15 protein-coding genes are annotated in these 12,563 nt (G+C 41.9%); 12 read left to right on the top strand and 3 right to left on the bottom strand.

The window, feature by feature from the left end:
* Positions 1–12: 12 nt before the first annotated feature.
* Entirely contained in the window at positions 13–1,554 is a 1,542-nt protein-coding gene (gene amaB, locus I5349_RS10970) for an L-piperidine-6-carboxylate dehydrogenase (RefSeq protein WP_226390818.1), read from the top strand.
* Positions 1,555–1,606: 52 nt separating this feature from the next.
* Here the strand turns inward: amaB and I5349_RS10965 are convergent, their stop codons facing one another.
* On the bottom strand, positions 1,607–3,394 hold the full coding sequence (locus I5349_RS10965) for an ABC transporter ATP-binding protein (RefSeq protein ID WP_226390817.1): 1,788 nt from the start codon (positions 3,392–3,394) through the stop codon (positions 1,607–1,609).
* 172 nt (positions 3,395–3,566) lie between these two features.
* On the opposite strand from I5349_RS10965, the gene I5349_RS10960 reads away from it, so the two are divergent.
* The 7 genes from I5349_RS10960 to coaE all read left to right on the top strand — a co-directional run bounded on the left by I5349_RS10960 (position 3,567) and on the right by coaE (position 8,684).
* On the top strand, positions 3,567–4,667 hold the full coding sequence (locus I5349_RS10960; RefSeq protein WP_226390816.1) for a Glu/Leu/Phe/Val family dehydrogenase: 1,101 nt from the start codon (positions 3,567–3,569) through the stop codon (positions 4,665–4,667).
* Between the two features lie 78 nt (positions 4,668–4,745).
* Positions 4,746–5,930, top strand: coding sequence for a transcription antitermination factor NusB (gene nusB / locus I5349_RS10955; protein WP_226390815.1), 1,185 nt, complete (start codon positions 4,746–4,748; stop codon positions 5,928–5,930).
* Between the two features lie 7 nt (positions 5,931–5,937).
* Positions 5,938–6,240, top strand: coding sequence for a YtxH domain-containing protein (locus tag I5349_RS10950; protein ID WP_226390814.1), 303 nt, complete (start codon positions 5,938–5,940; stop codon positions 6,238–6,240).
* Between the two features lies 1 nt (position 6,241).
* Positions 6,242–6,787, top strand: a complete 546-nt coding sequence (locus I5349_RS10945; protein ID WP_226390813.1) for a DUF1573 domain-containing protein — start codon at positions 6,242–6,244, stop codon at positions 6,785–6,787.
* 10 nt (positions 6,788–6,797) lie between these two features.
* Positions 6,798–7,112 carry a preprotein translocase subunit YajC gene (gene yajC / locus I5349_RS10940; RefSeq protein WP_226390812.1) on the top strand — a complete coding sequence of 105 codons (315 nt, stop codon included), beginning with the start codon at positions 6,798–6,800 and terminating at the stop codon, positions 7,110–7,112.
* Between the two features lie 2 nt (positions 7,113–7,114).
* Entirely contained in the window at positions 7,115–8,086 is a 972-nt protein-coding gene (locus I5349_RS10935; protein WP_226390811.1) for a YbbR-like domain-containing protein, read from the top strand.
* Positions 8,076–8,684 (top strand): dephospho-CoA kinase, encoded by a 609-nt coding sequence (coaE, locus tag I5349_RS10930; RefSeq protein ID WP_226390810.1) that lies wholly within the window; start codon positions 8,076–8,078, stop codon positions 8,682–8,684. Before I5349_RS10935 ends, coaE begins: the two co-directional genes overlap by 11 nt.
* Here coaE and I5349_RS10925 read toward each other — a convergent pair.
* Positions 8,681–8,944, bottom strand: coding sequence for a hypothetical protein (locus I5349_RS10925; RefSeq protein ID WP_262895394.1), 264 nt, complete (start codon positions 8,942–8,944; stop codon positions 8,681–8,683). The two genes, coaE and I5349_RS10925, sit on opposite strands and share 4 nt — an antisense overlap.
* Positions 8,945–9,074: 130 nt before the next feature.
* On the opposite strand from I5349_RS10925, the gene I5349_RS10920 reads away from it, so the two are divergent.
* From I5349_RS10920 to I5349_RS10910, 3 genes are read left to right on the top strand one after another with little or no spacing between them, the layout of a single operon-like run.
* A complete protein-coding gene (locus tag I5349_RS10920) occupies positions 9,075–9,617 on the top strand; it encodes an RNA polymerase sigma factor (protein WP_226390809.1) in 543 nt (180 codons plus the stop codon).
* Positions 9,604–10,356 (top strand): hypothetical protein, encoded by a 753-nt coding sequence (locus I5349_RS10915; RefSeq protein ID WP_226390808.1) that lies wholly within the window; start codon positions 9,604–9,606, stop codon positions 10,354–10,356. The genes I5349_RS10920 and I5349_RS10915 overlap by 14 nt, the downstream gene beginning before the upstream one ends.
* A 12-nt stretch (positions 10,357–10,368) precedes the next feature.
* Positions 10,369–11,118 carry a hypothetical protein gene (locus I5349_RS10910; protein WP_226390807.1) on the top strand — a complete coding sequence of 250 codons (750 nt, stop codon included), beginning with the start codon at positions 10,369–10,371 and terminating at the stop codon, positions 11,116–11,118.
* Between the two features lie 68 nt (positions 11,119–11,186).
* On the opposite strand, the gene I5349_RS10905 is transcribed toward I5349_RS10910, so the two are convergent.
* On the bottom strand, positions 11,187–11,672 hold the full coding sequence (locus I5349_RS10905; RefSeq protein WP_226390806.1) for a DUF4293 domain-containing protein: 486 nt from the start codon (positions 11,670–11,672) through the stop codon (positions 11,187–11,189).
* 131 nt (positions 11,673–11,803) lie between these two features.
* On the opposite strand from I5349_RS10905, the gene truA reads away from it, so the two are divergent.
* Positions 11,804–12,544, top strand: a complete 741-nt coding sequence (gene truA, locus I5349_RS10900) for a tRNA pseudouridine(38-40) synthase TruA (RefSeq protein ID WP_226390805.1) — start codon at positions 11,804–11,806, stop codon at positions 12,542–12,544.
* The last annotated feature ends 19 nt before the right edge of the window (positions 12,545–12,563 follow it).

Here is a 12,563-nt window from a genome sequence, read left to right as displayed (position 1 = left end):
ACTCAGGATAACATGGATCAATTTGGTATAGAAAAAGCACTCAGTGCACTTGGTATAAAAGCAGAAAATCTTGGTAGCTCTACTGGACAAACTTGGTTGAAAAGCAGTGGAGAATGGATCAACTCATACTCTCCAGCAGATGGCAAGCTGATCGCCAAAGTGCAAATGGCTTCCAAAGAAACGTATGAAACTGTCGTAAAGACCGCAGCAGATGCTTACCAAACTTGGCGACTCGTGCCTGCCCCAAAAAGAGGTGAAATCATCCGCCAAATGGGTGATGAACTAAGAAAATACAAAGCGGACTTAGGTAAGCTAGTCTCTTACGAAATGGGAAAATCCTACCAAGAAGGCCTAGGAGAGGTGCAGGAAATGATCGATATCTGTGATTTTGCGGTGGGGCTATCTCGCCAACTGTATGGATTGACCATGCACTCTGAGCGTCCTAATCACCGCATGTATGAGCAGTGGCATCCCATCGGCATTGTAGGTATCATCTCTGCTTTCAACTTCCCAGTAGCCGTTTGGTCATGGAATGCTATGATCGCTTGGGTCTGCGGAGACGTCTGTATCTGGAAGCCATCCGAGAAAACACCTCTCTCTGGTATCGCTTGTCAGCAAATCATCCAGTCAGTACTTAAGGCAAACAACCTTCCCGAAGGCATCTCAGGTCTCATAATAGGCGATGCTAAAATTGGCGAACTCATGAGCAATGATACACGCATACCACTTGTCTCTGCGACAGGTTCTACTCGTATGGGGAAATTGGTCGCACAAGCTGTAGCTGGCAGACTAGGTCGCTCACTCCTCGAACTAGGAGGTAATAACGCCATCATCATCTCTAAAGAGGCTGACTTAGAGATGTCGCTCATCGGAGCAGTATTTGGTGCAGTAGGTACTGCTGGTCAGCGCTGCACGACTACTCGTAGACTGATCATCCACGACAGTATCTATGACACTTTCAAAGAAAAGCTAGTCAACGCTTACAAGCAAATCAAAATCGGTAACCCCCTAGATGAACAGAACCACATGGGGCCACTCATTGATACAGATGCTGTAGCACAATATCTCAAAGCTATTGAACAAGTAAAATTAGAAGGTGGAGAAGAAGTCATAGCAGGTGGAGTCCTTTCTGGCAAAGGCTATGAATCTGGCTGCTATGTGAAACCTTGTATCTATGAAGCAGAAAACCACTTCGAGATCGTACAACACGAAACCTTTGCGCCTATTCTCTATCTCATGAAATATACCGAGCTAGAAGAGGCCATCGCCATGCAAAATGCCGTGCCTCAAGGGCTTTCTTCAGCCATCATGACCCTCAACTTGAGAGAAGCGCAACAATTCCTATCACATGCAGGCTCTGACTGTGGCATAGCCAATGTCAATATCGGTACTTCAGGAGCGGAGATAGGCGGTGCCTTTGGGGGAGAAAAAGAAACCGGAGGTGGAAGAGAATCTGGCTCAGATGCTTGGAAAGCTTACATGCGCAGACAAACCAATACGATTAACTATGGAGCTTCCTTGCCACTAGCACAAGGAATCAAGTTTGACCTATAAAAAAAATCAAGGGCTGCCTTCTCACGAAAGCAGCCCTTTTTTTATCACACATTTATAAAGTCTCCGCAGGTTGTTGAGATTGCTTTTCATAAAGCTCTTGATAGACACCCTTCTTAGCAAGCAACGACTTATGAGTGCCTTCCTCTACGATCTTGCCATCATCTAGGACGATGATTTTATCAGCCAACTTGGCCGATGACACCCGATGCGAAATGATCAAAGAAGTCCTTCCCTTCATTACTTTAGCCAAACTATTGAGGATGGCATTTTCTGTCTTGGTATCCACTGCAGACAGACAGTCATCGAGCAAGACTATTTTGGGTTCTCGAGCGATAGCACGTGCGATAGACACACGCTGCTTCTGACCACCTGAGAGAGTGATGCCTCGCTCCCCTAGCTTCGTCTCAAAGCCCTTAGGAAAGTCTACAATATTATCATACACATCAGCATCTTTAGCAGCAGCACTGACGCGCTCCATCTCGGTCTCATCTAAGCCAAAAGCGATGTTATTTCCAATAGAGTCAGAAAATAAGAAAACATCTTGTGGTACATAACCCATCTGACCTCTCAGATACTCGATATCATAATCTTTGATATCTTGACCATCTATGAGTATCTGACCAGTATTGACATCATACATCCTAGTCACCAAGTTAGCAATAGTACTCTTACCTGAACCAGTCGTCCCGATGATCGCTAAAGTTTCTCCTTCTCCTACGCTAAAGCTGACATTATCTAAAGCTTTGATGCCAGAGTCTGGATAGATGAAGCTGACATTTTCAAACTTGATCTCACCTACGATAGGAGGCTTAATTTTCTTGACAGAAATGATGTCTGTCTCCGTCTCCATAAACTCATTGATACGCGCCTGAGATGCTGCCGCACGTTGGATAATGGACGTCACCCAGCCAAGAGCCGTCACTGGCCATGTGAGCATATTCACATATAGGATAAACTCAGCGATCACACCGTAACCAATAGCACCCTCGATCACCTCTTTACCACCAATATAAATAGTCAAAATAGTACTGAGTCCAATCAATGCCATGATGAGCGGATAAAAAAGCGAGTTAACTTTAGTCAACCTGATAGACTTGACTTTGTAGTCCTCAGAAGCATCTGCAAACTTACGCCCCATGTCCTCTTCACGCACAAAAGCCTTGAGGACCCTGATACCGGAGAAAGCCTCCTGCACAAAAGTAGAAAGTCCTGACAAGCTCTTTTGGATCTTTTCAGAACGCTCATTGATCAGGTTATTGACGAAGTAGATACTTAAAGAAAGTATCGGCAGTGGAATCAACGCATAGAGTGTTAGTTCTACGTTGATAGAGAGCATCACACCAATCACCAGCGGGAACAAAACGAGCAGGTTGACCCCATACATGATGGCAGGCCCTAAGTACATCCTAACCCTACTCACATCCTCGGTGATACGCGCCATAAGATCACCCGTACTGTTCTTTCTGTAGAAGCTCAAAGGCAGCTTCTGATAGTGATCATAGATCTCATTTTTCATGTCAAACTCGATATGCCGAGACATAGCAATAATTGTCTGTCTGACCAAAAAGAGAAAGAATCCTCTGACGAAGGACATGAAAATGATGTATGCACCAAATAAAATTACGAAGAGTAGAAAGGCATCCCTAAAATTTTCTTGAATCGAAAAGCCTTCAAAGAGGTTAAAAAAGGCGAAATTTTCAACCACATAATCTATTGAATACCTGACCAGTTGAGCAGGAATAATTGCAAAAATATTAGACAAGACCGTAAATAGTATCCCCAAGAGGAGATAGGCCTTATATTTCAAAAGATACTTATTGAGTCTAGCGAGTTCTTTCACTGAATAAAAACCTCTAAAAGGCTTGTTAGGTTTCTGAATACTATTAAAATTGCATTGGAAAAACTGGTTTTAAAAGTTAATTTTGCATTGCCTTTTAAACCTTCTTTGATCATAAGATCTGATCTTTCCGCAAGTAAACCCAAAAGTAACATAAACTAATAACTTTAATTAAATGGTAGAGATAAATGCTATCGAAAAAGTGAAGCAAGATGGTGTCTTTGCACAAATCACTTCTCTTGGACATGAACAGCTAGTTTTCTGTTATGACGAGCCTACCGGACTCAAGGCCATCATCGGCATCCACAATACTGTTTTAGGCCCTGCGCTAGGCGGTACTAGAATGTGGAACTACGCCTCTGATGAAGAAGCAATCACTGACGTACTCAGACTTTCTAGAGGAATGACTTTCAAAAATGCGATCTCAGGTCTCAACCTAGGAGGCGGTAAGGCAGTCATCATCGGTGATCCAGCGAAAAAGAATGAAGCTTTCTTGAGAAGATTTGGTCGCTTCGTAGATAGCCTTGGTGGTAAATACATCACTGCCGAAGATGTCAACATGAAGACAAGTGACATCGAATACATGGCGATGGAAACCAAGCACGTAACTGGTCTACCAGAAACAAGAGGTGGCGGAGGAGATCCTTCACCAGTGACAGCTTATGGTACTTACCTAGGGATGAAAGCCAGTGCTAAAAAAGTATATGGCAACGACTCACTCAATGGCAAAAAAGTCATCGTACAAGGAGTAGGTCAAGTAGGTAAATACCTAGTAGAAAGACTTATCAAAGAAGGTGCACAAGTATTTGTGACGGATATCTTCGAAGATAAACTCATGCAAGTAGCCAAAGCTACTGGTGCGACAGCAATCAATCCAGCAGATGTCTACAGCTTCGATGCAGATATCTACGCTCCATGTGCGCTAGGAGCTACACTTAATGATGAGACGATCCCTCAACTAAAAGTGCAGATAGTAGCGGGTGCTGCCAACAACCAATTGAAAGATGACCAAAAGCACGGTTTGATGCTAATGGACAGAGGCATCACTTATGCGCCTGATTTCTTGATCAATGCAGGTGGTGTGATCAACGTCTATGCAGAATTCATCGGTGGATACAACAGAGATGTGGCTTACGCACAAACTGAAAAAATCTACGATACTTGCTTAGACATTTTAAATAAAGCAGAAAAAGAAAACATACCTGCTCAGGAAGCTGCGATGCAGCTAGCATTGAAGAGAATCAATGACATGGGCAAAGTAAAACTTTCTTACTAATAAAAACATACTGCGAGAGATTGGTTTCTCTCGCAGTCACTCAAGTCTCTAGAGACAAAACGTTCTTTATAATAAAACATGCTAAATAGACGTACCCTCAGAATTAAGGCGATGCAAAGCCTTTTTGCCTACGATCAATGTAGAGAGTCCAATAAAAACCTCGCGAAAGAGCTCATAGATGATGCTTTCAAGCCAGACTTGAACTCTATGCAACCCCAAGATCGCGTACAACTCAAAGCTGACTGCAAAATAGCCAAGCAGCTCTTCGAGAAAAATCATGATCTCCAACAACTTCTACTAGAAGACGCCAAGACCCCAGAGATCAGAACTGCCGTCATAGACGCACTCAACTACTACCACAAACAAAACAAAAAAGACCTCGAATACCTCAGACACAACATGCTCTCAGCTGCCGAGAACATCCCCTCACTGTACATGAAAGTCCTGCTCCTGTTAGCAGAATTTGCAGAAATGGTCTATGAGGAAAATGAGAAAAGACTCAAAGGCTCGAGAATTCAAAGTACAGCAGAACCAATCAGCCTCAATTTACATCAGAACAAAATCGTCCACTTTATCAACAACAGTAGATCACTCAAAGCAGAGATGGTCAGACGCAATATCTCTTGGGCTGATGATAGGGACTTGGTCAAGTCTTGGTACAAGGACTATGTCAAAACTGATGAGGCCTTTTTAACGTATGCCAGATTGGACGCACCTACTTTTGAGCAAGATCAAGAGATCGCGATTCACTTAGTGAAGAAAATCATCTTTAAAGTAGACGCCATCATGGACTACTTCCAAAGCATGGACATCAACTGGGCAGAAAACAAAAGCATCACCAAAAGTCTAGCTGCGAACATCATCAAATGGTATGCGCCAGACATAGATCCAGATGATTTTGAACTACCAGAAATCTCTCAAAATTGGGAAGAAGACAAGCAGTTTTTTGAAGACATCTTTGACGAAACTGTTAAAAATAGATTGATCAATAAAGCCCTCATATCGCCCAAAACTAAAAACTGGGATTTTGATAGGATTGCTTCGACAGATCGGATAATTTTGGATATGGCGCTCACGGAAATGCAGTTTTTCCACAGTATTCCCGTAAAAGTGACCATAAATGAATATATTGAGCTTTCTAAAAACTACAGTACACCTAAGAGTAAGCAGTTTATCAATGGACTCCTAGATGTACTCTCTGCCGAGCTAGACAAGGCAGGAAAAATCAGAAAAAGTGGACGTGGATTATTAGACAATAAATAATAGCAATATGAACAGATCATTAAACACCCTGATAGCATTCTTGACAGGTGCAGCCGCTGGCGCAGCCATAGGTATCCTATTTGCCCCTGACAAAGGATCCAATACGAGAGACAAACTGACTTATCAACTCTCTAAGTATAAGGAAGACCTAGAAGAACTTATCGAGAAACTCATCTCTAACAAAGATTTGAGCTTTAGCGAAGCCAAATCAGAGGGCAATAAGGTCATCTCTGATGCCAAATCAAAAGCAGAAACCCTGCTCAATGATGTAGAAAACTTGATCAACCAAATCAATAACAAAGTAGACTAACATGAAAAAGTACTGGATAGCACCGCTCCTTGCACTTACTTTGGGAGCCTTTGGATGCGGAAATGACGCAGAGAAAGACCAAAAGATCAAAGAATTAGAAAACAGACTCGCTAGATTAGAATCAAGCAGAACACCTGTTGCTAATCCTAACCTGCAAGCTGCACAGCCACAACAAACAGCTGTCACATCAGGCAATATCACTAACATCACCTTTGACCAATCAGTCTATGACTTCGGCACAGTACCTGAAGGTACAGTCGTGAAGCATACTTTCACCTTCACCAACACGGGAGACAAAGACCTCATCATCTCTAATGCTTCTGCAAGCTGCGGATGTACAGTACCTGACTGGTCTAAAAATCCTATCAAACCAGGTGAAAAAGGAGAGATCAAAGTAGAATTTAACTCTACTGGAAAGCCAAATCAGCAAAGCCCAATCGTAACAGTGACATCTAATACTGCTCCAGCAGTAAATAGACTAAGTGTCAAAGGCTTCGTGACTCCTAGAAATAGCCAAATACAAACAACAGGACCCGTAAAAAGATAAAACAACCAACATGTTAAATTTCATATTAGCACAAGCAGATGCTGCACCAGCCAATCCTTGGATGGGAAACTTACTCCTTTTTGGAGGTATCGCGATCATTTTCTACTTCTTCATGATCAGACCACAACAGAAGAAGCAAAAAGATCAGAAAAACTTCATTGAAGCTATCAAAAAAGGAGATGCAGTCGTTACGATAGGAGGTCTTCATGGTAAAGTGTACAGTGTAGATACTGACACCATCACTTTGGAAGTAGACAAAGGAATGAAGCTAACTTTTGAAAAATCTGCCGTGTCTTTAGATTTCACTAAGAAAAACACGAAGTAAAATTGAGTATAGTCAAAACTATATTTACCTCACTTTTCTCATTCAAAAGATTGAGTAAAGACAAACTAAAAGTGGTAGTGCTATGTCTCATAGCATCTACCACTTTCTGGTTTTTCAGTGCACTCAATAAGCCTGACTATACCACAAACCTAGATTATCCCATCACATATGAGTACAATGACTCCCTCTTTGTACCAACTGATAAGTTTACCGACAAAGTCCGCATAGAAGTTTCTGGAAGCGGTTGGGACCTCTTCAAAAGAGGCTTTAGAAGATCTAATAATCCGATCGTCCTGACAATCAACAACCCAGAAAGAACCAAATACATCCTAGGAAGAGACCTAGAGGATCAAATAAAAGCGGAGATCGCACCCACCGCACTCAATCGCATCTATACAGATACCATAGATATCTATCTAGAACCTATCATTACTAAAGACATCCAGCTTAGCATAGATACAAGTAGCATCTTGCTTGCTAAAAACTTCCTCCTCAAAGGTGAAATCAACATCAAGCCAAACACCGTCAAACTGAGAGGTCCACAATCGATTCTTGAAGCAATAGCGCCAAACTATGTTTTACAGCTTGATAACGAAAAAAACTTAAAGGCTAATTTTGATAAAGAGGTAGCACTTCCTGACTATGACAATGCCAGACTTAGTTGGGAGCAAAACACGGTCAATGTGCAATTTGAAGTAGTAGAACTACTCGAAGGCTCTCAAAGAATTAAACTCAGAAGAGTCAATTTCCCTGAAGGAATATATACCGATCCAGCAGATAGCTCCATCAACATCACTTACAATATTCGAGAAGATGATGTAAAGCAACTCAAGACGCTCACACTGGAAGCTATCCTAGACTTTGAACTCATCAAAGAAGACTCCATCCTCAGACCCAAACTGAGAAGGAAACCTGCTTTTTTGGAAAATGTACAGTTTGAAAGAAACACATTTCAAGTCACCAATGAGCAATAAGCCCCTCAAAGTAGGCATCACAGGTGGTATCGGCAGTGGCAAAAGTACCGTTGTCAAAATATTTAATATCCTCGGCATCCCCTCATACGAGTCTGATAAGCAAGCTAAAAAGCTAATGCAGGAAAGTGAAGCATTGAAGAAAGCCATACAAGAGAAATTTGGTGTGGATGCCTATGACCCATCAGGCAAGCTAAACAATCAATACCTTGCTCAAAAGGTATTTGGAGACCCAGAGGCAGTCGCTCAACTCAACCAACTGGTACATCCTGCTGTCAGAGCTGATTTTAGCGAGTGGGCCAAACACCAAAACAGCCCATACGTCCTCAATGAAGCAGCATTACTTTTTGAAACAGGCAGCTATCAATCATTTGATCAGATGATCCTCGTCACTGCTCCCGAAAGTGTGCGAATCACTCGAGTGATGTTTAGAGATACACACCGAACTTTAGCGCAGATCAAACAGATCATTGCACAACAAATTGATCCTAAAGAAGCTGCTAAACTTGCACAACTGATCATCAAAAATGATGACCAAAGTCTGATCATCCCTCAAGTGCTAAAAGCCCACCAAAAGCTCCTTCAACTCAGCCAAGCTTAATCGACAAGGTCCAGAGGCAACTTGATCTGATCTGAGTAAAACTTGTGTCTGGAATGATTTTGAGGTAGAAACTCTATTTTTTCAATCAAATCCTTTTTGTGATTGTAAAAGACCTCCACATAAAAAGTAGACAGTAAATAAAGATTGACCTTGTAGCCATAGTAGCGAATATTGGTCACGAATGTGCCTAATTGATACAATACATCAATCTTATCTCTCAGCGTGAGTGCGGCAAATTCTTTCTTACTGATCTTCATCATACCAATTTAACGGTTTTTAGAAGAAAAAATTCCGCTTTTACAAAGGCAAATCATAGACCTTATAAAATTTTACACGATTTTAAGGAGGCATTCCAACCTTTTGAGGCTTTATCCACTCTTTAGTGTGTATATGAAACAAATCTACCCGCAAGAAAATCAACTGATCAAAGCCTGTCAAGAAAATGACAGCCAAGCACAGTTCGAACTATTCGAGCGGTATAAAGTAGCCATGTTCAACCTAGTCTATCGCATGTCCTATGACTATGACCTAGCCAATGACATCTTGCAAGAAGGCTTCATAGAAGTCTTTAGAAACATCAGCAAGTTCAGACAGGAAAGTACCTTGGGAGCTTGGATCAAAAAGATCATGATCAGAAAAGCACTCAAACAAATCAATGGAATGCAGCTCCATGAAAGTTTGGAGACAGTAGTAGAAGTAGGCGGAGAGATGTTAGAAGGCTGGATAGATGGCGAGATGCTAGACCAAGCCATCGCCCAACTACCCAAAGGTGCTCGTACAGTATTTGTCTTGTTTGAAGTAGAAGGCTACACACACCAAGAGGTTGCCAAGCTACTTCAGATCACAGAAAGCACCTCCAAGTCACAACTACACTATGCCAAAAAGCTCCTAAAAGAGCTGCTCAACAAAGAACTCAAGCATGAAAAAAGATAAACCATATCAGCTTCCTTCACACCAACCCAAAGCCACACTTTGGGAGGGCATCAAGCAGCAACAGACGCTGGATGCACAAGTAGCGGCTGTAGCGGATGACTTGCCTGTGAGAGTCCCTTCAGAAGATACTTGGATGATGATCAGCAAAGCGATTGCAGCCAAAGAACGAAAACTCATCTGGTGGCCTTATGCCGCAGCAGGGATATTGTTGATAGGATTATGGATTGGTCTAAAAACACCTGCATCAACTTCTGCTGATTATATACTCACTACAGTCGAAACACCATTGAATACAAACATGCCTGTAGTATCTGAGGATAAGAAAGAAGAAAGCGAAGAAAACATAGAGCTCACAAAACGATCCAATAATCAGATCAATAAGCAAATACCTCAAAATCAAAGGACTAATATTTCAAAAGCAACATTGCCTCTAGCATCACTAGCAACTCCTAGCCTACCAGAAAAAAGTATGGCTGAAATCCCAGTAGTCAAGGAAAGAGCGATCACTAGCACGACTACTGTTATGATTGCTTGGCAAGATCAAAAGCCTAAAAAGCTTTTGGACATGACGCTACCTCCGCTCACCGCGGAAGAAATAGCGGTGCAAGAAGCCTTTGAAAGATATAAACGAGAAGTCACTATTCTAGTGAGCGTGATGCCCATCACAGCCCGCTTAGAAAACCCCACTGTATATACACCAAAAGACTCACGCGCGAGGGTCAAATTATTCAACCCTTAATCAATCACTATCATGAAAAAAATCATTCTTTTACTCTCCTTTATGTGCCTCGGACAATGGGCCATCGCACAAGATCTTGGGGTCAAAACGCCCAAATACCTGATCTCCTTTAAGCGCTGGATTCAAAACAATCCTACTTACTTCACAGACACGGTCAAATTTGAACTACCCAATGGCGGTAAAGTCATCAGTGTCTTCAACCCAGAAAAATCCGATCGAGAAGAAGTGATCAAAGCTTTTGAAACTGGGTTGAAAAACGCCACCAAATTCCCAGAAGGTGAGACACTATATTATCACCTCAATCCCAACTGGATGATTCCAGGAGATGCTCAAGTTTACTTTAATAAAAAGTACACCCCAAGAAAAGGAGCCATCACCCTTGGGTTTCCGCTTGGACTAGACTACTTAGGAGGTGAGTTTGCACCAGAGATTGGCTTTAGAGCTACTTATGACATGACCTACACCACCTATGGTCTCTCACTGACGAATACCTTTCTCTTTACACCAAAAACAGGAGAGACGGGCATCAATGTCCACACCAATCCCTTTGTAAACTTTGAGTTTGGCTTCTTACCACCTGCCAGACGCAATACCATCTCAGTAGGTTATTTGCTCAAAGAAGAAGGGCCGATTTTCATAGGAGATACTTTCCGAGCAGCATATGCTTTTACCTTCTATGGCAATATGCAAATCAAAACCAGTATGATCTTTACAGATGGGTTTGACACCATCATTCCTACGATCGGAATTAGATTTTTCTAAATCTCCACAAACAAAAAATCCCTAAAGCCTTCACTTTAGGGATTTTTTAATGCTTTGAGATACCTTGATCACCTGATACGATCAACAGATCTGACCAATTTCTCATCTTTTCGGATAAATCTATTGGCCATCGTATTGGCGATCATCGCCACAGGAATCATAAAAAAGCCTAATAGGAACACTCCATCTGGACCTTCTAGCTGTTGATTAGCTTGGTAAGCATGATAAAAAGAAAGTCCAAGTACCACCGCTAAGATCAATGTATTGGCCAAGCCAATAGCCATCTGTCTGATTCTATTTTTGAACTGAAATATAGAATACAAAGCCAAAATCATAGCCAACATTGCCAAAATCGCAATGTAGATCACACTCTGCTCATTCACTACTGTCGTAGCTTCCAAGTTAGACATGTCGGTCTCTACCAGTTTGTAAGCATTGAGTCTGAGATTAGTCTGCTCATCTGAGCTGATCTTGGTCCAAGTAGGAAAATATAAAAACAGACCAGCGGCTAAAGCCGAGATAAATAAGAAAATCGTTTGAAGTCTTTGAATCATGTTGTGTGAATTTTTGACAAATAACGCCCAAAAAAAACAAATTAGAAAATCTCTCCCATGCTACAGGGAATATTCGCTGATCAGTTTCACTACTAGTAGAGATTGAATATCTTTGTCCAAAAAAGAAGACTTTGAGATATTTTCTGGAGATAGCCTATAGAGGAACAGATTTTCATGGTTGGCAAGTCCAGCACAATGCACACTCAGTACAGGGTGAGCTGAACAAATGCCTCTCTACTTTGCTACAAACAGAGATCACTACCACAGCCAGCGGCCGAACAGATACAGGGGTGCACTGCAAACAGCAGTTTGTCCACATAGACCTCGAGGAAGCGATCGATACAGATCAACTCTGCTTTAAACTCAACAAACTCCTACCTGAAAGCATCCATATAGCTCGAATCTTCCCTGTCAAAGACGATGCTCACGCGAGATTTAGCGCACTGGACAGAAGCTATCAGTACTTTATTTCTAAGGAGAAAAATCCTTTTTTGCATAATCTGTGTTACTTCAATAATGCATCGCTAGATATCGCTGCCATGAACGAAGCAGCCAAAGTATTGCTATCTTGGACAGATTTTGAAAGCTTCAGCAAGGTAAAGACAAGCGTTTACACCTTTGATTGTAAAATCACCGAGGCTTATTGGGAACAAAAAGAGGACTTATTGATATTTAATATCACGGCCAATCGTTTTCTCAGAGGTATGGTGCGTGCCATTGTAGGTACACTCTTAGAAGTAGGCAAAGGAAAACTCAAAGTCGAAGATTTTCAAGCTATCTTAGCAGCCAAAGACCGAAAAAAAGCAGGCCGATCAGTGCCCCCTGAGGGACTTTTCCTGACCAAGGTGACATATCCAACAGACATATTTTAAAAGCTGAACGTACATTGGA

The organism is Penaeicola halotolerans (assembly GCF_016464625.1).
GTDB classification, from domain to species: Bacteria; Bacteroidota; Bacteroidia; order Cytophagales; family Cyclobacteriaceae; genus Penaeicola; species Penaeicola halotolerans.
Note: the sequence above shows the minus strand (reverse complement) of the source record. Positions and strands in the feature narration are given on the sequence as shown.